Genomic DNA, 26034 nt, shown 5'->3' on the forward strand with positions numbered 1-26034 from the left:
ATAAACCCTAATTAGATTGATAGTGAATAAATTCCAGAAGATTACTTGCATATCTTCTGGAATTTTTAATTTAACAGATTAAATATTTAATAATGCCTAAAAAATTAGTTATTGTTTGCTTGCTTAACTTTTTTATTGCGGCCCTTTTAGGGTTGGCATTGCGTTATGCTATAATCTACCCTATTGGTTTTAATTATAGGTTTTTAACCCATGCACATTCGCATGTAGCCATGTTAGGCTGGGTGTATTTAATGTTGTACGTGCTTATTGTTAAGTATGTTGTGCCCGAAAAAAAGCCTGTTTTTAATAGGTTGTTTTGGCTCACCGAATTTGCTGTAATAGGTATGCTGTTTAGTTTTCCGTTTCAAGGTTATGCGGCCGTTTCTATTTCGTTTTCAACCTTGCATATTTTTTGCAGCTACTATTTTGTTTACCTGATTTGGAAATATCATAAAACAGACTCTAAAGTAACGGCGTATATGCTTAAAGCTTCTTTAGTGTTTATGCTGGTATCTACCGTAGGCGTGTGGTGTTTGGGTCCGGCAGTAAAAATGGCGGGACAAGCGTCGGCATTTTATCAAACAGCGATTCAGTTCTTTTTGCATTTTCAGTTTAACGGGTGGTTTTTAATTGCCGTTATTGGGGTGTTATTTCATCTATTAAAAATTCCAGATTCTAAACAGTTTCTGTTGTTTTTTAAGTTTTTAATCGCTTCTACGGTGTTAACTTTTGCATTACCTGTTAGTTGGTTTGCTCCGCATGTGTCATTGCTTTGGATAAATGGTTTCGGACTTGTATTGCAGTTTGTAAGTTTATATTATTTTATAGAAATTGTAAAACAACCCTTTAGGCATTTCGTAACAACCGAAGCTAAAATTACCCGATTCATGTTTCGGTTTGCTTTATGGTTTTATGTGATAAAGATTGGCTTGCAAGCGATTTCGTTAGTGCCCGAAGTCGCCAACTCCCTTTACGAACACCGGAATTTTATTATCGGATTTATTCATTTAACCATGCTCGGAACCGTTTCGGGGTTTTTATTTGCTTTTATTTTTCAAAGTAGCGTCGTTAAAAACCACGGTACTATGGCTTTTGGTGCGTATACCTTTGTTTTGGGTTTTATATTAACAGAGCTTATTTTATTAATTCAAGGCTGTCTGTTTTACTTTAATCACGGACTTTTTCCAAATTATCATCTCCTGTTATTTTTCAGTAGTATACTGCTGCCTTTAGGTATTGGGAGCATTATTTATTCAATTTTAAAAACTTTTAATCATGTCACAGAAACCAATTAAACGCCATATCGCGTTACAACCATTAAGTAGAGAACATCATCATGGGTTATTGTTATCTTGGAAAATAAGAACAGGCTTTAGCAAAAATATTGAAACAGAACGAATTAAAGCTTATGCCGATTGGTTTTTTAAAACCCATTTAATACCGCATTTTGACATGGAAGAAACCCATATTTTTACTATTTTGGAAGCTGAACATGAACTTGTAACACGGGCATTAGCAGATCACCAACAACTAAAACAATTATTTGCAGAAAAAGGAGATTTAAAAAACACCTTGAGTAAAATTGAAGAAGCCTTAGATAGTCACATAAGGTTTGAAGAACGTATCTTGTTTCCTGAAATTCAAAAAGTAGCGACGGAAGCGCAATTTAAGGAGATAGAAAAAATTCATCATCAAGATGACTTTATCGATAATCTTGATGATGAATTCTGGAAGTAATATTAACAAGAAGCAAAGTAAGCGTATGGCAAGCTTCCATTGTTCCTGTCAATGATATTTTTACAAAGCTATTTGCGAAGTACGATTACTAGAAATTAGTTGAAAAACTTTTAGGTTTTTCTTCTAACATCCAGCCAATTTCTTCATCGCCTAGGCATACATCTTTCCAATCTTCATCGGTGATGAGTTCCATAGAATTAGGAAATAATTTGGTATCTTCAATAGTTAACAATCGTTCGATACTATTGGTTAAACAAAGAATGTTATCTTTAATTTTATCAATGTTTCTTTCTGAATTATACGTGCTTAATAATTTAATTTGCTCGCGTAATTTATTGTGTAAAGCCCAAATCTTTTCGATAGGACCTTCCCAACCGCGTTTTTCTAAGTAAGGAAATAATTGGTTTTCAATGCGCACAAAACGTTTTTCAATGGCTTTTAATTGATTGAAGATTTTAAAATATTTTTGAAAATCTTCAGCAGGATTGGCGTCGTTTAATTCGAATAATAATTCTTGTATTAGAGCACTTTCCTGATAATAAACTTTTATAGGATGCCCTTCTGGTAATTTTTTGGCAACAGGTGAAAATGAGTTCATTCGTAAAAACTATGTTTAAAAAATTGTTTTTTATAAGTTGTATCAAATATTATTCTATCGCATGTTGCGACGGCACAAAATTAATTGTTGTATTTTGTTAGTTACATGACTTTTATCATAAACTAGCAACCTAAATACATTTATTATGGCAGGCGTTATATAATGAAAAACCCATCGTCAAATTTGATTATATAATTTGATGATGGGTTCGGAAAGTATGTGTTAGTCGCTGTTAGGTTAATCCCAATCTAACAAGCGTTTTTCGCCTTCAAGCTTTTGTATATCGGTGATATCCTGAGACATTTCAATAACGCCTTTGTATGTTTTGTTGTTATCGCGAATGGCAAAATACCGAATATGAATAATTCTTCCTTTAAAGTTGAACCAAAATTCGGCGACATCTTTGGTGCCAGCTCTAAATTCGTCCACAATGCGTAACACCATATCAACACTTTTTGGTGGGTGGCAAAATCGTACTTCCCGACCAATAATGCCTTTGCTTCTTGCGAAAACACGGTCGTCTCCACGGTTGTAAAAAATAACTTTATCGTTTTCATCCACATAGGTAATATCGATAGGAAGAAAACGCAGGAGTAGGTTTACCTGTTCTGGAGTCATGTAACCTTCGTCGTAATGAAAGGTGTTTTCAAGCGAAAATGATAATTCTCTGGCCGAAGTATCTTCACTAGGGTGGATGTAAGTTTCCTCTTTAGTTATTGCAGGATACGGTTTTGGCTTTTCTAATAGCATCCAGCCAATTTCTTCATCGCCAGTGTAAAAATCTTTCCATTCGGCATCGGTAATTAAGTCCATGGCATTTGGAAATAATCGCATGTCTTCAATAGTCAATAAGCGTTCAATGCCCTGAGTTAAATACGGAATATTATCTTGAATTTTAGCAATGTTTTTTTCGGCATTATAGCCGTTTAATAATTTTATTTGTTCCCGTAAATTATCATGAAACGACCACATACCTTGGCTAGGGCCTTCCCACCCGTGTTTTTCTAGGTAAGGGAATAATTGATTTTCCTTACGAACAAAGCGTTTTTCGATGGTTGTTAATTGGTTGAAAATATTGTAATATTTTTGAAAATCTTCTGCAGGATTAGCGCCGTTTAGTTCTAATAATAAATCTTGAATTAAAGCACTTTCCTCATAATATACTTTTACAGGATGCCCTTCTGGTAATGTTTCGACAATAGGAGAAAATGAGTTCATTTTTAAAGTGTTGTTTTGTGTTAAATATTAAATAGGATAAAATTGTCTTTTTTAATGAAAGCAAAAATATGAGTTGTATACAATTAAGAATATGACATTTATCATAAACTAAAAACCTTATTAAAATTTAGCAGGTGGCGGATAGTTAATGAAAAAACCCATCTCCAAAAGTGTTGTTAAAGCTTTTGATAATGGGTTTAAAATATGGAGGAAATTAGTATTCTGTTTACGGAAAGCTATAAGACAGATTTATATAAAAATTACGTCCTGGTCGTGAAATATTGTTCCAATTGGCATAAGTTGAATAATTGGTGTCGAGTACATTTTCAACACCATATTTTGCAATGAGTTTATGTGCTTTCAAATAAAATATGGTTCCAAGATTCAGGTTTAAAACGGCGTATTGAGGGGTTTCATATTCGCCATAAAAGCTTCCGTAGTTGCTTTGGTTTGCATTACCTTCCAATTGAATGGCCGCATTAAAACGGTTTTTTTTATAGTATTCTAACTATTTTAATTTTTAAAAATCCTTCTTTTTTGACTTAAATACAATTCTTAGCACAGGCAAGACTACCCACATAATTAACATTAAAAATGATATGATGAGTCCGGTATTTGTTCCAAAAAACTGTTTAAAAATAGCGCCCGTATAGCCTAATAAAGCCGAAATATCTAATTTTAAAAGAATGAGTGTTCTTGATAAATCGATTGGATTTAACATGGTTCCTATTAACGATACTTTGTCTAATGGATAATCTTCAAAAAGTATGAGCGACATTAAAAAAATACCATCGTAAATAATACCCAGAAACAACCACATTAAGATAGCATAACCAAATCCTTTAATTCTATTTTCGTTTGATAAGGCAATGTTAAATGCCAAAGCCGTAAAAATGAGGGTTAAAAATGTTCCGGTAATTAATAACAGCGAAAAATCCCAAATGGCATTGCTTTTAAATAAACCGTAAAAAACAAATGGTAAACCTAGACCTAAAATTAAACTCATAGATAAAGACATGGCAACACCTAAATACTGTCCTAAAAATATGGACGAGCGTTTTATGGGTTGTGCTAATAAAAGTTCTGTGAATTCTTTAGAATTGTAATAATACATTACCCCAAAAATGGTGCCTATTAGCGGGACTAGAATAATGATGACGTTCATTAAAGTAATAACAGCTTTCGATAAATCGTTGTTTAAAAAAAGCAATATGATTCCCAGCATTAAATAAAATGCGAAATACACGTAGCTCCAGCGGCTTCGCATTAAATCGTAAAAACTATATTTTAATATTTTAAGCATGATTTTCGGTTAAAATGGATGCAATAGCGTGTTCGAAATCGGGTTGATTGGTTTTTGTCTTGAGTTCTGAAACGCTGCCTTTAAAATAAATTTTTCCTTCTAAAAGAAACACAATTTCATCGGAGACTTCTTCAACAAAACTCATAATATGCGAGGTTATTAAAATGGTTTTTCCTTTGGCTTTTTCGGCTTGAATTAAATCTTTTAATCGAATAAGCGAAATAGGATCTAAGCCCGAAGTTGGTTCATCTAAAATAATTAACGGGCTGTTAAACATAAAAGCCAAAACCAAATTTACTTTTTGTTTGGTACCTCCAGAAAGCGTTCCTAATTTTTTGTCTAAAAAGGGCGTTAGTTTAAACAGGTCGATTAACCGTTCATCTTCTGTGGTTTTTCCGCGTAAGTCTTTAATCATTTTAATTAATTCCTTCACCTTTAAATTGCTCGGAAAATTAGCGATTTGCGGTAAGTAATCAATTTTAGACCGGTAGTTAGAATTGTTTTTTATATTCTGATTTTGAATGGTAATGCTGCCTTTGTTCGGAATCACCATGCCTAAAATGGATTTTATCAACGTGGTCTTTCCAGAGCCATTTGGCCCAAGTACAGCAAAAATACCGCCTTCTTTAATAGATAAATCTAATCCACTTAAAACTTGATTTTTTCCGAATGCTTTATGTAAATTTTGAATGCTTACCATGTTAATTTTTTTATTGAAGGATTGTTATCTAATAAATTATCGGGCGTAAAAACGGGTGATACTTTTTCAGAAAAATCGATGATATCCATAAACAAACTACGCAGTAAGATAATGGTTTCTGGCGTTCGGTTTACGATATACGAAAACAGTTTTACGGGTCTGTAAGGCACATCGCCGATGCCATCTTTGTTTAAATCGTAACCCGTGTAATTGCTCCAGTAATTTCTATCAAAAACATTATCGTTTACATTGCTATTGTATGAAATATCGAAGGAATTGTACAAAAAGTTATTTTTTAAAAAACTGTTTGTATAGCAAGCACCGCGCACTTTTATTGCCCAACCATTATTGATAAAGTTGTTGTTTTTATATACGATGCGATTCGAGCCTTCTATGTTAATTCCTATGGTATTTTCTTCAAACGTGTTTCCGATAATTTCGGCGTCATTTATTTCCTTTAAAAGCATGCCGTACGATGCTGTTCCCCAGTTTTCTCTAAAAGTGTTGTTGTACATTTTAATTTTTTTTGAAAACATTACAGCAACACCAGCGCCATTGCTTTCAAAGATATTGTCTTGATAAATGTCGTCGTTCGAAAACATAAAATGCAAACCATACCGAAGGTTTTGAGCACTCACGTTATTTTTTATCAAGCAGTCGTCAGAAAATTCTAAATAAATACCATCGCGCACATGCTGCACAAAATTGTGTTCTATTACAATATGGTTGCTATACCATAATTGAATACCATTACCGGAATTGTATTCTTCAATGGCATCGCCAACTATTTTGTTATGATAAATTTTACCATAACTGGATTTTTCAATATAGATACCAAAGAATAACTTTTCTAACACCAGGTTTTTAACAACAAAATGTTTGCTTTTTTTTATGCGAATAGCGGCATAATCTGCTGTGTAGCTCGTGCCAACATTGATGATAAAAAGTCCGTCGACGGTAACATGGTCTGAAATTACGGTAATAATTTCGCCCTTTTTTTCACCATCAATAATCGGATAATTTTCACCAATGATGGTTAAAGGTTTATCGACTATTATAGCATGTTCTTTATAGGTGCCTTTTTTTACAATAATGGTATCGTAAGCTTTGGCTTGAGCTATGGCTTTTTTTAAAGTTGAAATAGCACAAGTATTGCATACTTCAATTTTTTGAGCATAACTAGGGTAAGCCATTAAAATGACCAGTAAAAACGTTGCTATTTTAGTCATGAAACTAGTTATTTAAATGCGCTAGTAGTTGGTTCCAATTAAATAATCTGCCACCTTGTTCAGATTGAAACTTTTGAGCTTCGGCCTCGGTTTTAAATGCGGATAAAAACGCTCCCATTGGGCTCGGAATATTTTCACTTATTAAAAAAGTGGCTTTTGTTGCATCAATTAAAGCTTCGGGTTCGGTATAGTTATTTGATAGATATAGTTTAATGTCATTAACATCAAATTCATTCATAAAATGAATCATGCATTCTGTGGCATCAAATTTATATACTTTGCCTTTTTTGGTAACAATTTCGGCAGCATGAACTTTATCGACAATAGTCATTTTACAAAAATGACACCCATCGCTACCATAATTTATAGCTTGCGGCCCAACATTACAGCTAGTAAATATTAGTAGGAGCGCCACAATTGATAGTTGTTTTAATCTTTGCATACTTTTAGTGTTTAGTTTTAGATTTTGTTGAATTATTTCGCTGTTTTTAAGCTAACTTTTCTGCCTACCCAAAATGCTACAAGCGTTAAAGACATTCCTATAAACATGAGATATCCTCCAATATGCGGCAAGGACGTAACATCAAAGTTAAGTAATTTTTGGTGACCAAATAAGGGCGGTTTGTATGTCATTGGTGTGCCATCAGGATTGTATAATTTTAAAATGGCATGCGGATCTAAATTGCTGCCGTAGTCTGTAAGCCAATTATTGAAATCGTACATGCCCAATACACCCAAAACAGTCATAAGTACAAACCATCCTAAAAAGAATTTATAGCTTAGTTTACCAGCAAATCCAAGAATACCAATTAGGACGCCTAACAAAACCATTCCGATAATTACCTTAGGGAAAACCGCAAATTCCCACATGTCTTCGGCTTTCGGAATTGTTTTCATTCCTATATAATGATTTAAACCATCAATGTTTTGAAGATCGAATTCTTCAACGCCTTGTATGCCATTCAGATGAATATTCATCCCTAATGGTTCCGGATATTGCGGAGCACCAAGCATAATGTTCCATAATGGGTATTTAAAAAGACCTAATAATAAAAGCGATCCTATTACCATAATAATACCAGCTTTTTTCATAATATTTTATTTTGACTTAACCGTGCAGTTAATAGCATTTAAAAAAGAAAGGCGAGAGCGATAAACTCAACTCTCGCCTTCTTCGGGAAATAAACACTAAATAAAATCTCCCAAGTTTAATTATTTATTTTTTAGTCTCCTAAAGACCATGATAATGGAATGCTAGACGATGCAGGAGAAACCCTTACATACCCTTGCATTTCCTGATGTAGTGCAGAACAGAAATCTGTACAGTAGAATGGCCATACACCAACTTGTTTAGGCTCCCACACAAAAGTTTCTGTTTGTCCTGGCATAATAAGTAACTCAGAGGTGTTTGCGCCAATCATTGAAATTCCATGAGGTACATCATAATCTTGTTCTAAATTCGTAACATGGAAATAGACTTTATCGCCAACTTTGATACCTTCAATATTATCTGGTGAAAAGTGGCTACGTATCATAGTCATTTGAATATGAACTTCTTTTCCATTTCGTACTACTTTAGTGTCGGCATCGCTTTTCGCTGCATAAGGGTGTTTGTTATCGGCTAGCTTAAATATTTTTTTAGATTTAGGTTTAATTAAATCGGCAGGACAACCAGCAGCGTAGTGAGGTTCGCCAATAGTTGGGAAATCTAAAAGTAATTCCATCTTGTCGCCTGTAATATCATACAGTTGTGCGGATTGTGTAACCTCAGGACCTGTTGGTAAATAACGGTCTTTGGTAATTTTATTCATAGCCACAACATACTTGCCAAATGGTTTAGCTGAGTTTCCTCCAGGAATCATTAAATGGCCAACAGAGTAATAAGTTGGTTTTCTATCGATAACTTCCCAAGTACCTAATTTCCATTTTACAACTTCCGAAGAAATAAAGAAGGTTGTATAAGCATTTCCTTTTCCGTCAAATTCAGTATGTAATGGTCCTAGTCCTGGTTGCACTACAGAGCCCGCCAAAACATCTTCAAATTTTAAAATAGGAATGCCATAAGCTTCGCCATCAAATTTTTTGTCGGCAATAGCTTTTTGCATTTTTGTAAACGAATGCACGGTTAGGTTAGCAGAAAGTTTTCCGTTACCAACAATGTATTCTCCACTTGGATCTACATCACAACCATGAGGTGATTTTGGTGTTGGTAAAAAGTAAACAGCACCAGGAACATCTAACGGATTAACAGTTAAAACTTCTTTTATCATGGTAGAAGTCGCACTATGTGTTTCGTCGTTATAAACGTTATGCGCGTAATTTGTTGGCATTTTTGTACCACCACCTTTATTTACATATTCTTCAATTTTTTTCCAGTTAATGGCAGCAATAAAATCTTTGTCGTTTTGTGAAGCGTTAACTTCTAAAAGCGAATTAGCTTCTTCGGTATTATAGGTAGTAAAGAAGAACCATCCGTGAGATTTTCCACGACCAGGATGCGATAAATCGTAATTAAATCCAGGCATTAATAACTGGAATTTAACTGCCATTCTTCCGTCCTTAGGGTCAACAGAAATAAAAGATAAAGCGCCTTTAAAGTTGCCTTTATACTCTTTAATAGGCATATCTTTTTGAGGAACAGGAACAGAAAAACGTGTTCCAGCTACCACATATTCTGTGTTTTCTGTTACGAAAGACGAACTGTGGTTTCCAGCACTGTTCGGGATTTCGATAATCTCGGTGGTTTCAAATGTTGTTAAATCTATTTTGGCTATACGTGGTGTGTTGTTACCATTTATAAATACCCAACGACCATCTAATTCGCCAGCAGTTTGAGATATATCTGGATGGTGTGAATCATCCCATGGAATGAAACCGTAAGATGTATTTAGCATAGGTTTGGTTTCTTCGTTATATCCCCAAGCTTTTTCTGGATCTTGCGAGAACACAGGTATTACTTTAAAAAGTCTTCCAGATGGCAAACCATATACGGCTAACTGTCCGCTAAATCCTCCAGAAATGAAAGCGTAAAACTCATCGTGCTCGCCAGGAGCAACGTATACTTTTTCGGCGGCATTGGTACTTAATGCGCTTTTTGATTTCGAATCGCCATTATTGCAACTTGTAAAAGCAAGTGCAAGGGATAAAAACCCAATGGTTAATTTAAAAATGTTTTTCATATATGTTTAGTTTGTTGTTTTTAATTTTCAGGTAATATTACCTTATCTACTACGTGTACAATGCCGTTGCCTGCAGAAATACTGGCAATTATTTTCGCGCCTCCAATAAATACATCGTCGCCAACAACTTCCACTTTTACTTTTTGGTTATTGGCTTGCCCTAAGTTTTTGAATTTTTTAAGGAAATCTTTTGAGTAGTTGCCAGGCGTAACATGGTTTAATAAGATATTAGCCAAAGTCGCTTTATTCTCTGGTTTTAATAAATTTTCAACCGTTCCTGCTGGTAAAGCAGCAAAAGCATCGTTGGTGGGCGCAAAAACCATTAACGGACCAGCATTTACCAAGGCGTTTTCCAAATTGGCAGCTTGTACTGCAGCGACAAGAGTGGTATGGTCTTTAGAGCCAATGGCTATTTGTAATACGTTGGGTGTTGAAGCATCGTCTTCAATAAAAGCTTGCCCTTCTTTTTTATCGGATGTCGCTTCAACAGGGTTCGAAGAATCTGCTGGTTGCTGTTCTTTATTGTTTTTACAATTAAAGAACAATACAACCAGTAGCATAGATAGTAAATAGTTTAAGTTGGTTTTCATCTATTTATATTTAGTTGGTTGATGTTGTTGATTGTTAAAGGATTTGGTTAGGATCCTATTTTAATGTTCTAAAATATTCCAATACAGCTCTAGCTTCAGCTTCAGTAAGATTTTGATTCGCCATTGGAGCACCGTTAAATTCGGTTAATAACTCTTTGGCTAGTGGGTTTTTTTGAGTCATTTCTTCTGGATTTAAAATCATATTCATAATCCATTCAGGTGTTCTACGCTCTAAAATTCCCAATGGAGCAGGACCGATAAATTTTTTGTCTGGTCTGTGGCATGCGGTACACATTTTTTTATAAACTTCTTCACCCTGAGCTGCCATAGCTTGATCTATCTCAGGGGCTAATGTTAATGATTTTATTGGGCCAATGCCTTTGTCACTCAAATCTGTTTTTTTTGATGCAGGAACTGCTTCAGCTTGTGATGCAGCTTGTTCGGTAGGCGCTGCTTTTTCATAAGAAAAATTTTCTTTTTTCTTTTCTTCTTTACCACCACAACTAATAAGTAGTGAAATTAAAAGTACAGTTAAAATTTTAAGTGCTTGTTTCATAAGTGTGTAGTTAATTTATTTAAACAAAAATAGGATGTTAGAATACTTTATAATATGACAAAAATCATATTTAGGATAAATTTATCTTTTTTAAAATCGGAATATATGTACTATATTCGTGTATGCTTTCAAATTCCTCAAAATATGCAATAAAAGCCGTATTATTTCTGGCGCTACATTCTAGTAAAGATAAGAAAATTTTAGCGAAAGATATTTCTAAACCTATAAATGTTCCGCCCGCTTATATTGCTAAATTATTGCAACCATTAGTTAAAGAAAATATTGTATCGTCTATAAAAGGACCACGAGGTGGATTTTATTTAGAAGAAGACAATTTAAATAAGTCTATAATGAGTATTATTATGGTGATAGACGGTGAAGATAAATGGAATGCCTGTATGCTTAGTTTAGAAAGATGCAATGCCGAAAAACCTTGTCCGTTACATGCCGCATTGAGTGCTTCCAGAAATGATATTTTTTGGAACTTAAATAATAAAACGATAAAAGAGGCTATTTCCAGTTTGCAGACAGGTGATTCTTTCTTGCCTGTTTAATATTAAAAATAGAATCTTAAAAAAGGTGCCCAGGCATTGGCGTAAACGCTTTTGTCTTCATCGTATAATAAATCATATCGAATTCCAAAAGTTACATTGCCGCTTCTGTACCCAGCGCCTATAAAAAGCGCGGGAGACCAATATACGTCGTCTGCTAAGTTGTAAAAAGATTCATATTTTCTATTCACGTGAAGTTCTTCAAATTCGGCAGAAAGTTGAATGGCATCGGCAGGATTAAAGAGCGTTATAATACTTCCGCCTAAAATCGTCGATTTATAAAAGTCTTTTTGCGTGTTGTATGTGCCATTGAGTCCTACACCTAATGCTACCTGATTATTAATTTCATAAATCGCACTTGGGGCTAAGGTGCCACTAAAAAAACCATCTCCAAAACTTAGGCCAATACCACCACCAAACCGTACATGATCCCAAAAATCGCTGTTCGATTGTTGTGCGTTTAGCAGGTTGCTACATGGATAAAAAATGATAAAAAAAAGAGCGATCTTTTTAATGATTATAGAAAATGTGTGCATAAATTTAGAAATTGTTAAAAATTTAACATAAAATGTTAATATATTAATGAAATGATTATTAGTAACTTATAAATATAATAAAAGAATCATCTAATTTTGCTAAAAGTTGTACTTTTGCTCGAAATTTGACTTAACTAGAGACCATAAAAATCAATAATGGATAAATTTTCCTTTTTAAATGCGGCGCATACATCATATTTCGCCGATTTATATGATCAATATTTAAAAAATCCTGATTCGGTAGAACCAAGCTGGAGAGCCTTTTTTCAAGGTTACGATTTTGGTAGCGAAAATTACGGATTACAAGAAGATACTGTAGAACACGTTTCAACTCAAGTGCCTGAATCTCTTTTAAAGGAATTTCAGGTTGTAAAATTGATTGATGGCTACAGAATGCGTGGACATTTGTTTACCAAAACAAATCCGGTGCGCACGCGTAGAACTTACGAACCGACTTTAGATTTAGAAAATTTCGGTCTTTCCGCAAACGATTTAGATACTGTTTTTAATGCTGGAGAGATATTGGGTATTGGCGTTCAAACTTTGCGCCAAATTCTGATTCATTTAAATAAAATTTACTGTAGTTCTATTGGTATAGAATACATGTATTTGCGTAACCCAGAGGTTATCGGATGGTGGCAAAGTCAGTTAAATGTTAACGACAATCAACCAAATTTCGACCAAGAATCGAAAAAATATATTCTTTCAAAATTAAATCAAGCCGTTACTTTCGAGAACTTTTTGCAAACCAAATATGTGGGTCAGAAACGTTTTTCGTTAGAAGGAGGCGAATCTTTAATACCAGCTTTAAGTAATACCTTATTTATTTCTAGCGAAAAATACGGGGTTAAAGAGTGTGTGCTAGGTATGGCGCATCGTGGTCGTTTAAGCACCTTGGTTAATATTTTTAGAAAACCTGTTCACGAACTTTTTAGTGAGTTTGATGGTAAAGATTTTGAAGATTTAGATATTGATGGTGATGTAAAATACCATTTAGGTTTAACCTTGAATAAAACCTACCCTAATGGTAAAACCATAAAAATGAACTTAGTGCCTAATCCGTCGCATTTAGAAACGGTGGCTTCGGTTGCAGAAGGCATCACACGTGCTAAAATAGACACCGATTACGATGGTGACGATTCTAAAATTTTACCAATCATCGTACACGGCGATGCCGCTATTGCTGGTCAAGGTATAGTTTACGAGGTAGCACAAATGAGTTTGCTAAACGGGTATAAAACCGGTGGGACTTTACATATCGTGGTAAACAATCAAATAGGATTTACCACGAATTATTTAGATGCGCGTTCCAGTACTTATTGTACCGATGTTGCTAAAGTAACCTTGTCGCCCGTATTACACGTAAATGCAGACGATGCCGAAGCTGTGGTGCATGCCGTAGAATTAGCATTAGCATACAGAATGCGCTATAAAAAAGATGTTTATATTGATTTATTAGGCTATAGAAAATATGGACATAATGAAGGTGATGAACCTCGTTTTACGCAACCAAAATTATACAAGGCAATTGCAAATCACGACAATCCTTTTAAAATATATTCAGATAAATTAATTGCTGAAAAAACCATAACTCAAGAGTATTCTGATGCGATTGTTGAAGAATTTAAAGAGGTTTTAGAGCATGGTTATGAGCAATCTAAAAAAGAAGACTCTTCAAAAGTAAGAGAATTTATGTTAGAACGCTGGAGAGGATTCCATCGCAGAGGTCTTGATGCCATGTTAAAAAATGTGGATACCTCTTATTCAAAACGTAAATTAGAAGAAATAGCCAAAGTAATTTCAACTGTTCCAGATGGCGTAAAATTTGTGCGTAAGGCTGTAAAAATATTAGAAGGCAGAGCATCTATGGTTTTCGAAACCGATACATTAGATTGGGGTATGGCCGAAACTTTAGCATATGGATCTTTGTTAGAAGAAGGCTTTAATGTTCGTATTTCGGGGCAAGATGTAGAGCGTGGAACGTTTAGCCACCGTCATGCTATTTTACGTGATGAAATTTCTGAAGTGCGTATTAATTTACTAAATACAAATCCTTCCAATAAAGGTAAAATGGATATTTATAATTCCTTTTTATCGGAATATGGTGTTTTAGGTTTTGACTATGGTTATGCCATGGCAAACCCAAATACTTTAACAATTTGGGAAGCTCAATTTGGCGACTTTAGTAATGGTGCGCAAATAATATTTGATCAATATTTATCGGCGGCCGAAGACAAATGGAAATCTCAAAACGGGATTGTGGTATTGCTGCCTCACGGATATGAGGGTCAAGGATCTGAACACTCCTCGGCAAGAATGGAACGTTATTTACAATTATGTTCTGAAGACAATATGATTGTTGCCGATTGTACCACTCCAGCTAACTTTTTCCACTTATTGCGTCGTCAAATGAAACGCGATTTTAGAAAACCGTTAATTGTATTTACTCCAAAAAGTTTGTTGCGCCATCCAAAAGCGGTGTCAACTTTAAACGACCTGGCTACCGGACAATTTCAAGAAGTAATAGACGATACTATAAATCCAGAACACGTTAAAAAAGTAGTGTTTTGTACAGGTAAATTTTATTACGATTTACTTGCTCAGCGAGAAAAACTTGAGAATAATAGCGTAGCATTGGTAAGAATCGAGCAACTATTCCCGCTGCATGAAGAAAGAATAAAAGAAATCATCGCTAGATATCCTCATGCCGAAAAGTATATTTGGGCACAAGAAGAACCTAGGAATATGGGCGCATGGAGTTACATGCTACAACGATTTGAAAGTGTTAAATTAGAAGGCATAACAAGACCGTATAGTGCGGTACCAGCGCCAGGATCTAGTACGAGAGACAAGAAAAGACAGCAAAAAGTTGTCGATACTGTTTTTCAGGCGTAATAAATAGTTATAAAAAGGAAATAAGAAATTCTTCAAAAATTTAAATAATGATTTTAGAAATGAAAGTGCCTTCACCGGGCGAATCAATAAAAGAAGTAGAAATAGCAACATGGTTGGTTCAAGATGGAGATTATGTTGAGAAAGATCAGGCTATTGCCGAAGTAGATAGCGACAAGGCAACCTTAGAACTTCCTGCCGAGGCAAGCGGAATTATTACGCTTAAAGCGGAAGAAGGCGATGCCGTTGCTGTTGGTTCTGTAGTATGTTTGATTGATACAAGTGCAGAAAAACCTGCAGGAACTGAAGCTCCGAAGCAAGAAAAGAAAGCTGAAGCACCTAAAGCTGAGGCACCAAAGGCCGCTGCTGTAGAAACTAAAACCTATGCCACAGGTACAGCAAGTCCTGCCGCTAAAAAGATTTTAGCCGAAAAAGGTATGGACGCCTCTACCATTTCTGGAACGGGCAAAGATGGACGTGTAACTAAAGACGATGCTGTGAAAGCGGTGCCTTCTATGGGAACGCCAACAGGAGGAACACGCGGTTCTTCTAGAAGCAAAATGTCTATGTTAAGACGTAAAGTGGCAGAGCGTTTGGTTGAAGCCAAAAATACAACCGCGATGTTAACCACTTTTAACGAAGTAGATATGTCCCCGATTTTTGCACTTAGAGACGAATATAAAGAGACTTTTAAATCTAGACATAACGTAGGTTTAGGCTTTATGAGCTTCTTTACACTTGCTGTTGTGAGAGCATTAAAAATGTATCCAGCAGTTAACTCGATGATTGATGGAAACGAAATGGTGACTTACGAATTCTACGATATCAGTATCGCAGTTTCTGGTCCGAAAGGATTGATGGTGCCTGTAATAAGAAATGCTGAAAACTTGAGTTTTAGAGGTGTTGAAAATGAAGTGAAACGATTAGCTATTCGCGCCAGAGACGGACAAATTACGGTAGATGAAATGACGGGAGGTACCTTTACAATTACCAATGGTGGTGTTTTTGGTAGTATGTTGTCCACTCCAATTATCAATCCGCCACAAAGTGGTATTCTAGGAATGCACAATATTGTAGAACGTCCTGTTGCGGTTAATGGTAAAGTTGAAATTCGTCCTATTATGTACGTAGCACTATCATACGACCATAGAATTATTGATGGAAAAGAAAGTGTTGGGTTTTTAGTAGCTGTTAAAGAAGCTTTAGAAAATCCGGTAGAATTGCTAATGAATAACGATATTAAAAAAGCGTTAGAGCTTTAAATACTATAATTTTTACGAGAATAAAAAAAAGTGCCAATAAATTTGGCACTTTTTTTTGTAACTAACTCAAACAAAATATAATATTTATTGCAATCACGATGATAACTAATAAAACCATTCCGGCAACAAAGTATTTATCAAGATAATTAGATTCCTTTTCCATGCGGTTTTAATTATTTAATTGAACATGTACAACAAAAAACTCTGCGCTATAATAACGCAGAGTTTGTAAAAACTGCTCGTTTAAGAGTTGATTAATAGCACTGTAAAAGTAAGAAAATTATAGGGTGTAAAAAATACGCACTTCTACGTATTTTAATAATTTTTTACGAAGTTTATTAAAAAGCCGGAGGCTTTAAACATTACATTTAAAGCCTCCTTTAATTCTCCCTAAGAACTAATTAATAGCACTGTAAAGATACGTTACATGAGCGTTAAAAAAAATACGCAGTTCTACGTATTTTTAAAGATGCTGCTTATTTAAGCTAGCCCAAATTGAAAGTGATGTTGGTTTATTGTCTAAATTTAATTTAGAAACTATGTTGCTTCTATGTTTGTCTACGGTACGAACCGAAATGGAAAGTTCTTCGGCAATTTCTTGGCTTGTTTTGTTTTCAGAAATTAGCTTTACTATTTTTGATTCAGATTTTGTAAGAAGCTCTAAATCAGCAGGTTTGTTGTTAGAATTGTGATTTAAATAAGAGGCTATTTCTTCGCTAAAATAAGGTTTGTTATTTAAAGCGTTTTTTATGCAAATTTCAATTTCTTCAACCGCAAATTCCTTTAATATATAACCATAAACATTGCATGCTTTGGCTTGCTCGTATAACTCTTCTTCCTTATCAAACGTTATAAGAATAATTTTGGTAGGTAAATTGTTTTTTTTGCAAGCTTCAGCAATTTCTAAGCCTGTTTTATGAGGCATTCTAATGTCTAGAATGGCAATGTCTGGTTTTAATTTTACAATAAGATTATAAGCCGTATTCCCATCTTGCGCACTCCCCACAATTTGAAACCCTTTCGAGCTTAAAAAATCGGTTAATCCACGTAACATTAAAGGATGATCGTCTGCTATGACAATAGAAGTATGCATGTGTTCGAGGGAGATTTCTGCTATTAATTAAAGGATAAATATAGTAATTATTTCGACTTTAAGTACAGGTATTTCTTATCGTAATCAATAATTGCCTTCGATTTTTTTAAAATGTCGGCACCAATGATGCCATCAACAGGCTTTGAATTATGATTAATTAAGGCGGTATTTACATGAGTAAGATTAAACAACACTAAAACGACTTTATTGTTTTTCCACATGCCAATTTTTATTTTATTCTTTTTTGATGTTTTTGTATCCATGTCAATAGCCCCAGCGCCAGCGGCTTTAATTAATGAATCTTCAACGTTTAAATTAAAAGTTTCAATCGCATCAAATCCCACGCACGAATTTGAGGCACCCGTATCTAAAATAAAGCGGCCTTTAACACCGTTTAAAGTTGCTTTTATTTCAAAGTGATTCGTCTTTGTTAGGTACAGTTTTACTTTTATATAATCTTTTTTAAGAAGAAATTCTTCGAGTGTTTCCGTCATGATTTTTTAAATTTCAAGAATAAAAGTAATACAATAAGTAGCATTAATATGCCAAAAATTACATAAAATACGGTATAATCGGGGTTTGGTGTTTCAAATGTTCCATAATAAACAAAGGCACTCCAATAGTAAGGCGACTTTTTAATATTGCCAATAGCATCATCTTCTAAATACGCTAATTTGGAATGATGATTGGCTATAGCGGCAGATCCTTGTTCGCTATAATGTTCGTAAAACGATTGCATTATTTGCGAGGTCGATAAATCGTTAATCTGCCATAGCGAAAACAATATATTTTCCGCCCCAGCGTATTGAAATCCTCTCGCCATACTCATGGCGCCTTCGCCTTTGTATAATTTACCAACACCGGTTTCGCAGGCACTTAATACTACTAAATCGGGGTTTAAGTCTAAACTGTATAATTCGTTTAAAATTAAGGTGTCATCGTAAAATGATATGTTCGCGGGGTTTACAAAATCGCCACTACTGGCATGGGTAGACAAGTGTAAAACACCATATTTCGAGGCGTTTTTAAGAAAATTATTTTTTGAAGCATCCGCATTAAAGAGAATTTTTGATTTTGTTTCTCGTTGAATCGCTTCGGCTTCCTTAATGGAATGGGTGAGTTGCTGATTGGTATTTTTAAACGCAGGAAAAAAACCAAGTAAAGACTTATTTTTTGATTTTGTGGATTCCGATTGATAAAAACTTGCACTCGAATTATATATTAAATTGTGTTTCTTAACTACAAAAGGCATGTTGGCGAATGTTGTTGAGGTTGTTTTATTGGTGAGTAATGCTTCAAACGGTAAAAAGTTGAGCAACCCGTCGGGTATAATTACAACATTTTTATAATTTGAAAGTTTGTTGATTTTTAATAATTCAAAAAGACGAAAGGCCTGATTGGTATAGTTGTTTACGTTGCTATTGATTACGGAAGCATCATCAAATAAATGAATAAAATTGGTGATGCTTTTTTTAACGGTGTTTGATGCTTGAATGCTTGTAACCTCAATGTCTTTTTCGGAAATAGTAAATTGGTAGATATGATTTTTTCCGAAAAAATATTCGACTAAAACGGCATGATCTTTTGCTAATTTATTTTGAAGCGCTTCTAAAGAAAAGGATTGGTTGCTGTCTGGGTATTTTTTGGAAATAGCTGTTTTTAGCGATTTTAATTGAAGACTGATAGCGCTTAGTTTTTCACTTAAACTGTTTACTGTTGATGCTTGATTCGTGCTGAGTTGTTCTTTTATCAATAAGCCCGTATAATATTCTTGAGTTTTTAAAAGTTGGAATTCTTTAATTAATAAGCTGTCGTTTGGATATTGTTTTAAACGCTTCTTTTTAAAATTCATAGCTCTTAAAACCGATGCTTTACGGTTTTCTGAGTATTGAAAGGCTTCCACTAATAGCGCTTTGTTTTTGCTTTGTTTGTAGCTGTTTAGCAGCAAGTCTATGCACGATTCACTTCGGTTACGGTTATTGGTTTCGTTAAAAATGCGGGCTTCTTGCGAGGTCCAGTTTTCTTGTAATAAGTCGGATACATAGAAGCTTAAATTATAATATTTTAAGGCAGTTTCTGTATTAGTTTGAATAACCGCAAATAAGTCAAAAATATCTATAAAGGTGTTTTCTGCATACAATTCCGTTTTGTTTGGAAGTGTATTTCCTTTAAACTTTGGCAATAGGATTTTTAACGCCTGATCTAAACTTTGGATGGCCTTGTTAGGTTGATTAAGTAAGTGGTATAATTGGGCTTCTTCAACATAAAATTTAGCCAATTCTCGTTGAGATAAATTGGCTTCAGAAATACATTCTTTTGCTTTTTTAAACGCGTTTAATGCTTCTGAATAGTCTCCTTTTTGAAGCATGTTAACATATTGATTTTTGTAAACTTCGAATTTTGAAGCGCTGAAACTACCGTTAAAACGTGAAGCTTCTTCAAATTTATTAAGTGCGACCAAACTGGTAGCTTTTATACTTTGAAGCAGCATTTTTTGATGACTGCTTATTTGCGGAAGTTTAAAGGCATCATCAATAATTTTTAATACCGTTTCGTGTTTATTAATGGTTTGATAGAGTTTTGCCAAATTAATGGCGCCACTAATTTTGTGTTTATAATGCTTGCTTTTTTCGGCTAAAAAAATGTATTGATTGATGGTGCTAACGGCATTGGTATAATCGCCCGTTTTGGTGTATAAATTGCCCAAAGGTTTTAGGCAACTTTCAATAATATCAAAATCTGAAAGTTTAGAAAGCTGGTTCTCGTTAAACCGTTTTAAAGCATCTTCATAAGTAACAATTGCGTCTTTTAATTTAGAATTTTCATCCAAATAATAGGCTTTGTGGCATTGTAAAAACACAAGCGCCAATTGTTCGTCTTTAGATTTTACATGGTTTTTAAACGACGCTTCCTGCTGACTTAAAAGCTTTAAGGAAGTGTCATTTTTATTGCTAATAAACGTTTCTGCAGCCGAATAAATGGCTTCTTCTAAATTTTGAGAAAAAGACATTCCGCAGATAAAATATATTAGAATAATGATGGTTCTTATCATAAATTTAGTAATCCTGCAAGGTTTTAGAAACCTTGTAACTGTGTTTTGTTAAACCTACAAGGTTTCTAAAACCTTGCAGGTTGCGTTGTCTAAGGAGCTTTTGGCTTAAAATTTCCAAATGGCGTAAAATTGCCAATAGTTAAAATTGTTTTCAAAATTCATAATATAACGTGCCCCTAAACTCGGGCCTATTCTGGCAAAACCTGCGGTGGCTTCAAATAATAAACCAGTACGGATATTCGTAAAAGAATTGGTTGTATTGTTGATAGATTCTTTAGAATTGATCACTGGACCATCTGTGGTGTCGCCTTCAAATTGCTCTATTAAAACCGACTGTTCTTGTTTTTCACTTAATGAAATGCTGTTTTGCAAGCCCGCTCCTAGTCCGATATAATTATTTACATTATAACGCATTAAGATAGGAACATCCCAATCGATGTTTTCAAAAGAATTTTGGGTCGTGGTACGTTGCAAGGTTCTTAAGCCTTGAGCATCTTGAATAAATTCGGTAGTTGTATTGGTGTCAGAATCATAATTATGGAAATTATTCATCAACTCCACTTGCCAATACCAACGATACGATTTATACGGGGATAGGGTAGCGCCAAAAAAGTAACTTTCAGAATTATTTAAATCTGAGAAAGAATTCACTCCCACTTTGGCGCCAATAGAAATTCCTGGAAGAAAACGGGTAGTGGCATAATTGGTAATTATGGGTTCGTTTTTATCGAAAATAATAGCGGTTTTGCTTTTGGTTTTTTTCTTATGAAAATCTTTCGCGAATTTGATGCTGTATTTTACAAAACCTTTAGTAGAATCGTATTCTTTCACATTTTTTTGTTCGCTTCCCGGAAGATAAACATTTTTAAATGTGAAGATGGCCTGAGTTTTGGTAAATGTGGTGTCTAAACAACTATAAATAACATCGCGTTTCGGACAGATGTCGCATTTGGGATACATGTCTACCACGTTTAAAGTGGATTTATCCAACATCTCGGGGATATCGGTTTCTAAGCGGATAGTTCGCGCAGGTCCTTCGCCATTGTTTTGAAACTTGATTTTATATTTTAAGGTTTTAAAACGCACGAATCTGTAATTTAAAAACGTACCGTTAGATGACATTTTATTGGGGTCGTGCGAGGTAACAATCTCCATTTCCATGTCTTTTACTTTATGATTGTCGTAATTAGCATCGGGCACATAAATACCTCTTACAGTGATTATGGCGCTGGTGTCTTTAAGCATTTCGGGTGTGGTTTTTAGGCTGAAAAAGACATTGCGTTCTTCTTTAGGTTTCATATCGCTAAACTCTAAAAGACTCCAGTTTTTATAAAATGATTTTGAGTTTGCGATGGTTAATGGCAAATTTGTTTTTTCGGTAGAATCCTGTAAAACGCTTCGCGCTTTTATATACGCGTTATTTGATGATGCTAAATAGGCGCCATCGTCATCTATATTGCGGGTAAAGGCAAAACCTTCCGCATTTATATTTTTCTCGTTGTGATAGGTTCTGGTTTCTGTAAGTTCGAAATTATTGGCCTTGTATTGTTGCTCATTATAAAACAGATATAGTTTACCATTGGTAGTATATTCTTTTGGGTTTTTATAGCTAACAATAAGCACCATTTCTTCGTCTGGAACGGGTTCGCGATTGCGTTTTAACAGGAAATCTTCGTCCATACGCGCCATGTCGTTTGGTTGGGTTGTTATGTCGCTGATGGCTATTTTTTTAGGGCGTGTTGTTGGTGGTTTTCCGGTGTCGTAATTGTTGGTTGCCCACAATTTTACTTCGTAGGTGCCTGTTTTTTTATAGGTGTGTTTGGGTTGTTCTTCGGTGCTGTAATGGCCATCGCCAAATTCCCAGTAATGGGTGTAAAAGGCTTTGGGAGCGCCAGCTATTTGATTTAATGCAGGAGTTTCTGGGGTAAAAATAACAGCGTTACCATTGGTGGTATTTTTAATAGTGGCAACTCGTGTAACCGTATCGGTTGCTATTATTTTTTGACAATAACCGTAAAAACTAATTATAAAGAAACATAGAAATGGCAGCTGTTTTTTCATGATAAGAAGGTTATTTTGGTTTTAAATATACGAAATGTAGTATTTAAGTTATTATTTTTAATTTGAACATGTTTTAAGGTTAAAGCAAGTTAGATAAGATAATAGAAATATTGGCACATATAATTAGTAATATGATACAAACGATAATGAATATAAAAACAAATTTTTTCATGAGATGTTCTGTATACTATTATATCAATAAAGTTGGTGTTTTGTTACCCCTGCGTTAGGGATAGGAGTGGAAAGCCCACAGTGACCCCGATGTTTCGGGGGAACGAGGACTTGTAACGCATAGCCCGACCCTTGGGTAACGCCCAAATAATTATAAAAAAAATCCCAGAAACAAAGGTCTCTGGGATAAAAAAAGCAGGTTAAAGTTTGTGGCAAACCATGTTTTTAAAGTAGGTTACATGTTTATGGTAAATTATTTATGATGGTGGTAAGTTGTGCTTCGGTAGCTACAGATGTTTCACTTTCTGTGAAGGTGATTACGCCGTTAGCAACGATAGTTACAGCTTTTATAGCGTATTTCCAGTTTCCGCCATCTTCGGTTGCGAAAATTACATGACATTCTAAACCTATGGGGATTTGTCCGTAATGCTCACTGAATAGGCCTGTTTGGGCATCGTAAGTGTCTAAGTTGGCTAAACCAGCTTCTTCGCCATCGTAAGATAAATATACCGAGCTGTTTGTGTTATCGTATCCTGTTGGAACCGCTACTAAAATGGTTGTTTTAGGACGTGGGTCGCTGTAAAAACGATCGACGTTAGACCATCCAAATGATTGGAAAAAACCATAGTATTGGTTGCCTTCGCCAAATACACCGCCTTGTCCGTTAGCACCATCGCGTTTTTCTTCTGCCCAAGCAAGGTTGCCTTCAGCATCAATAATACCATTCCATAAAATCATGGCATTATCAACTCCGCCAGTTAAATCTGCTGGAATTTGCATTTGGAATCCGCAATTGGTTTCTAAAGCAACGCCATTTTGTGTGGCTTGTACAAAAAACTCGCCACCAGAAATTAATAGGGCTTTATCGCCATTTGGCATGAAACCCATGGTAGGTTTGTTGGTGGTAAGCATGCTGCCTCTATCAAAAAGTTCTACAAATTGTAATTCTACGGCACCTGTTACGGCAACGCCATTTTTAGTTAAACAGCCTCCGTTAATGTAAATTTCAACACCTTTAGCAGATGTAAAGTTTATGGCACCATCTTCGGCGTTAAACTGAAAGGTTTGTGTTAATCCTTCTAAAGCTTGTTCTTGAATAGCATCAAATTCTGCAGCCGTTGCTGGAATTACTAAATCGTCGTTGTCATTATTTGTACAGCTTGTAAATACTAAAGCCGTTACTAAAAGTGTTCCTAAAATGTGTTTTAAATTTTTCATGATTATTGGATTTTTAAATTGTTGTTCATTGTTATATAAACAGGGCAACTTTTTTGTTACCCTGTTTTGGTAATTATTTTTGAATGTTTTTATTGTTGAGGTTGACTGATAATTAGTTTCGATACAATAGCATCGCCAGAAGCAACCAGTTGAATCATTTTGTTAGCATAATCTTCAGAAGAGGCATAACCTTTTGCAGATCCTGTTGCGGTTTCAACTTCCCAGAAATAGTTTCTTTGTGTGTTAACTTCCGATTTTAAAACTAGGTAACTTTGAATTTCAGTTCCTAAAATCATTTCGCCTGAGCTAGATAATGCTATCATTTCTTTGGCACTTTCAAAAGTTAAAGACGTTCCTGAGTATATGCCTTTGTTCGTTTCTACTTTCCAATCAAATACTTGAGCAATGTGGTCTCTTGTAAGTGTTGTTACTTCGGTTAAAGTGTTAAGGGATTTTTTGTTGTTTGTAGCGTTTAAGTTTAATATTGAAAATGCTACGGTTGCGATAATTAAAATTGATTTTTTACTCACGGCATTAAAATTGTTTAAGTGTTCGTGAAATTTCTTTGTAATTTTCATGATTTCTAATTTTTATGGATTAATTAAAATTTGTTGTTTCGCATTTCTGCTGTTACACCCTTATATCAAAACCATTTAAAAATTGTTACCCTTTTATTTTAAAGTTTTTTTAAATTAGCAGTAAATACAAGGGGTAATGAGCGAAAAAAAAATACACGAAGACCAGAAGTATATCGATGGATTGCTAAAAAACAACTCCTTTATTATACAGGCTATCTACGACAAGTTCGTTCCTAAAGTCATTAACTATATAAAACAGAATAGTGGAAGTATCGATCAGGCCCAAGATGTAGTTCAAGACACTTTAATTACCTTATATAATCAAGCAAGCCAAAAGAAATTACAACTTACTTGTCCGTTCGACGCGTACTTTTTTTTATTGTGTAAACGGAAATGGTTAAATGAACTAAAAAAATTGTCTTTAAAAGAGGTAACAATTAATGAGGAAGTTTTATATAAAGATGACGACGCTCAAGAACTGGCGTTTGAAACATCTTTATTTGGCGAAAAACAAGCCTTATTTACCGAAATGTTTCAAAAACTGGGAACTGCTTGTAAAGAATTGTTAACCGCTACTTTTAAAATTAAATCGATGGAAGAAGTCGCAACAAGTTTAGGTGTAACCTATGCCTACGCTCGAAAAAAGAAATCTTTATGCATAGGCAAATTAACAGAGCTGGTTCAAGAATCGCCAAAATTTAACCAACTTAATAATTAATTGTCATGGACGATCAAGATTACATACTATTCGAAAATTACTTGTTAGGAGAACTTTCAAAAGAAGAAACCATTGCTTTTGAAACGCGTATAGAAACCGATCCAAAGTTTAAAGAAAGCTTCAACACTTATAAAGAACTGACTTCTTTTTTAGAAAATAAATTTGAGAATGAAGCAGCTTCAACAGCATTTCAAACGAACTTGAAAAATATTTCTAAAACCTATTTCGATAAACAAGAATCTCCCGTAAAATCAATTAAATTTAAACCGTGGTTATCTGCCGCCGCTGCCAGTGTGGTATTATTAATAAGTATAGTGTTGTTTAATAATTTATCTACACCTGTTTATAGCGATTATGCCAATTACGATAGCATTAGTTTAACAGTTAGAGGCGAACAAGATGCCTTGTTGCATACGGCCGAAAACGCCTTTAACGCTAAAGATTTCGCTAAAGCGGAAGAAGCTTTTAAAAGTTTAATGGTGTTAGATAAAGATAATGTAGAATTGCAATTTTATAGAGGCGTAGCCAATGTGGAATTGAACAAATTTGAAACCGCCGAAAAATTATTGCTAAGTTTAAGTAAAGGACAGTCCGTTTATAAAAATAAAGCGAAATGGTATTTAGCCTTAAGTAATTTAAAGCAAGAAGAATACGATGAATGCATAGAAATTTTAAAAACAATACCTGAAGATGCAGAGGAATATAAACAAGCACAAAAGCTTATAAAGAAATTAGATTGATTTTGTCCAGTTGAGCCCAGTCGAGACCCATAATTACTTTAATAATAGTATA

Annotated in this window: 25 protein-coding genes; 7 read left to right on the forward strand and 18 right to left on the reverse strand. The window is 34.6% G+C overall.

Annotated elements, in window-relative coordinates:
- Positions 1–92 precede the first annotated feature (92 nt).
- Together ACFQ0I_RS04735 and ACFQ0I_RS04740 are read left to right on the forward strand one after the other, a co-directional pair.
- Positions 93–1295, forward strand: coding sequence for a hypothetical protein (locus tag ACFQ0I_RS04735; RefSeq protein WP_379939844.1), 1203 nt, complete (start codon positions 93–95; stop codon positions 1293–1295).
- Positions 1276–1737 (forward strand): hemerythrin domain-containing protein, encoded by a 462-nt coding sequence (locus tag ACFQ0I_RS04740; RefSeq protein ID WP_379939846.1) that lies wholly within the window; start codon positions 1276–1278, stop codon positions 1735–1737. Before ACFQ0I_RS04735 ends, ACFQ0I_RS04740 begins: the two co-directional genes overlap by 20 nt.
- 88 nt (positions 1738–1825) lie before the next feature.
- On the opposite strand, the gene ACFQ0I_RS04745 is transcribed toward ACFQ0I_RS04740, so the two are convergent.
- The 11 genes from ACFQ0I_RS04745 to ACFQ0I_RS04795 form a co-directional block, all read right to left on the reverse strand.
- Positions 1826–2335, reverse strand: coding sequence for a hemerythrin domain-containing protein (locus ACFQ0I_RS04745; protein ID WP_379939848.1), 510 nt, complete (start codon positions 2333–2335; stop codon positions 1826–1828).
- A 237-nt stretch (positions 2336–2572) separates the two neighbouring features.
- Positions 2573–3535: a DUF438 domain-containing protein gene (locus ACFQ0I_RS04750; protein WP_379939960.1), complete on the reverse strand. Its 963-nt coding sequence runs from the start codon at positions 3533–3535 to the stop codon at positions 2573–2575.
- A 244-nt stretch (positions 3536–3779) separates the two neighbouring features.
- Positions 3780–4019, reverse strand: coding sequence for a hypothetical protein (locus tag ACFQ0I_RS04755; protein ID WP_379939850.1), 240 nt, complete (start codon positions 4017–4019; stop codon positions 3780–3782).
- Positions 4020–4073: 54 nt separating this feature from the next.
- Positions 4074–4856: an ABC transporter permease gene (locus ACFQ0I_RS04760; RefSeq protein ID WP_379939852.1), complete on the reverse strand. Its 783-nt coding sequence runs from the start codon at positions 4854–4856 to the stop codon at positions 4074–4076.
- Positions 4849–5556: an ABC transporter ATP-binding protein gene (locus tag ACFQ0I_RS04765; protein ID WP_379939854.1), complete on the reverse strand. Its 708-nt coding sequence runs from the start codon at positions 5554–5556 to the stop codon at positions 4849–4851. The genes ACFQ0I_RS04760 and ACFQ0I_RS04765 overlap by 8 nt, the downstream gene beginning before the upstream one ends.
- Positions 5550–6785: a nitrous oxide reductase family maturation protein NosD gene (locus ACFQ0I_RS04770; RefSeq protein WP_379939856.1), complete on the reverse strand. Its 1236-nt coding sequence runs from the start codon at positions 6783–6785 to the stop codon at positions 5550–5552. The genes ACFQ0I_RS04765 and ACFQ0I_RS04770 overlap by 7 nt, the downstream gene beginning before the upstream one ends.
- A 4-nt stretch (positions 6786–6789) precedes the next feature.
- Complete coding sequence (locus ACFQ0I_RS04775; RefSeq protein ID WP_379939858.1) at positions 6790–7227, reverse strand: nitrous oxide reductase accessory protein NosL; 438 nt, start codon at positions 7225–7227, stop codon at positions 6790–6792.
- 32 nt (positions 7228–7259) lie between these two features.
- On the reverse strand, positions 7260–7877 hold the full coding sequence (locus ACFQ0I_RS04780) for a hypothetical protein (RefSeq protein ID WP_379939860.1): 618 nt from the start codon (positions 7875–7877) through the stop codon (positions 7260–7262).
- Between the two features lie 131 nt (positions 7878–8008).
- Positions 8009–9964, reverse strand: coding sequence for a Sec-dependent nitrous-oxide reductase (nosZ, locus tag ACFQ0I_RS04785; protein WP_379939862.1), 1956 nt, complete (start codon positions 9962–9964; stop codon positions 8009–8011).
- 20 nt (positions 9965–9984) lie between these two features.
- Entirely contained in the window at positions 9985–10554 is a 570-nt protein-coding gene (locus ACFQ0I_RS04790; protein WP_379939864.1) for a fasciclin domain-containing protein, read from the reverse strand.
- A gap of 55 nt (positions 10555–10609) precedes the next feature.
- Positions 10610–11110, reverse strand: coding sequence for a c-type cytochrome (locus tag ACFQ0I_RS04795; RefSeq protein WP_379939866.1), 501 nt, complete (start codon positions 11108–11110; stop codon positions 10610–10612).
- A 122-nt stretch (positions 11111–11232) separates the two neighbouring features.
- On the opposite strand from ACFQ0I_RS04795, the gene ACFQ0I_RS04800 reads away from it, so the two are divergent.
- Positions 11233–11664, forward strand: coding sequence for an RrF2 family transcriptional regulator (locus tag ACFQ0I_RS04800; protein ID WP_379939868.1), 432 nt, complete (start codon positions 11233–11235; stop codon positions 11662–11664).
- Between the two features lie 2 nt (positions 11665–11666).
- Here the strand turns inward: ACFQ0I_RS04800 and ACFQ0I_RS04805 are convergent, their stop codons facing one another.
- Complete coding sequence (locus ACFQ0I_RS04805; RefSeq protein WP_379939869.1) at positions 11667–12197, reverse strand: alpha-ketoglutarate decarboxylase; 531 nt, start codon at positions 12195–12197, stop codon at positions 11667–11669.
- 156 nt (positions 12198–12353) lie between these two features.
- On the opposite strand from ACFQ0I_RS04805, the gene ACFQ0I_RS04810 reads away from it, so the two are divergent.
- A complete protein-coding gene (locus ACFQ0I_RS04810; protein ID WP_379939872.1) occupies positions 12354–15092 on the forward strand; it encodes a 2-oxoglutarate dehydrogenase E1 component in 2739 nt (912 codons plus the stop codon).
- A 47-nt stretch (positions 15093–15139) separates the two neighbouring features.
- On the forward strand, positions 15140–16351 hold the full coding sequence (gene odhB, locus ACFQ0I_RS04815; protein WP_379939874.1) for a 2-oxoglutarate dehydrogenase complex dihydrolipoyllysine-residue succinyltransferase: 1212 nt from the start codon (positions 15140–15142) through the stop codon (positions 16349–16351).
- A 463-nt stretch (positions 16352–16814) separates the two neighbouring features.
- Here odhB and ACFQ0I_RS04820 read toward each other — a convergent pair whose 3' ends face one another.
- The 6 genes from ACFQ0I_RS04820 to ACFQ0I_RS04845 all read right to left on the reverse strand — a co-directional run bounded on the left by ACFQ0I_RS04820 (position 16815) and on the right by ACFQ0I_RS04845 (position 24524).
- On the reverse strand, positions 16815–17444 hold the full coding sequence (locus ACFQ0I_RS04820) for a response regulator (protein WP_379939875.1): 630 nt from the start codon (positions 17442–17444) through the stop codon (positions 16815–16817).
- 47 nt (positions 17445–17491) lie between these two features.
- Positions 17492–17938: a retropepsin-like aspartic protease family protein gene (locus tag ACFQ0I_RS04825; protein WP_379939876.1), complete on the reverse strand. Its 447-nt coding sequence runs from the start codon at positions 17936–17938 to the stop codon at positions 17492–17494.
- The gene (locus tag ACFQ0I_RS04830) at positions 17935–20496 is read right to left on the reverse strand and encodes a CHAT domain-containing protein (protein WP_379939878.1); all 2562 of its coding nucleotides are present in this window, start codon (positions 20494–20496) and stop codon (positions 17935–17937) included. Before ACFQ0I_RS04830 ends, ACFQ0I_RS04825 begins: the two co-directional genes overlap by 4 nt.
- A 105-nt stretch (positions 20497–20601) precedes the next feature.
- Positions 20602–22557 carry a PKD domain-containing protein gene (locus tag ACFQ0I_RS04835; RefSeq protein WP_379939880.1) on the reverse strand — a complete coding sequence of 652 codons (1956 nt, stop codon included), beginning with the start codon at positions 22555–22557 and terminating at the stop codon, positions 20602–20604.
- A gap of 414 nt (positions 22558–22971) precedes the next feature.
- Complete coding sequence (locus ACFQ0I_RS04840; protein ID WP_379939882.1) at positions 22972–23946, reverse strand: hypothetical protein; 975 nt, start codon at positions 23944–23946, stop codon at positions 22972–22974.
- Between the two features lie 89 nt (positions 23947–24035).
- On the reverse strand, positions 24036–24524 hold the full coding sequence (locus ACFQ0I_RS04845) for a hypothetical protein (RefSeq protein WP_379939884.1): 489 nt from the start codon (positions 24522–24524) through the stop codon (positions 24036–24038).
- Between the two features lie 136 nt (positions 24525–24660).
- Between ACFQ0I_RS04845 and ACFQ0I_RS04850 the strand changes: the two genes are divergently transcribed.
- Positions 24661–25242, forward strand: a complete 582-nt coding sequence (locus tag ACFQ0I_RS04850; RefSeq protein WP_379939886.1) for an RNA polymerase sigma factor — start codon at positions 24661–24663, stop codon at positions 25240–25242.
- A 5-nt stretch (positions 25243–25247) separates the two neighbouring features.
- Complete coding sequence (locus tag ACFQ0I_RS04855) at positions 25248–25982, forward strand: tetratricopeptide repeat protein (protein WP_379939888.1); 735 nt, start codon at positions 25248–25250, stop codon at positions 25980–25982.
- Positions 25983–26034: the final 52 nt, after the last annotated feature.

The sequence above is a fragment of the Mariniflexile aquimaris genome, assembly GCF_042676825.1.
GTDB lineage: Bacteria > Bacteroidota > Bacteroidia > Flavobacteriales > Flavobacteriaceae > Mariniflexile > Mariniflexile aquimaris.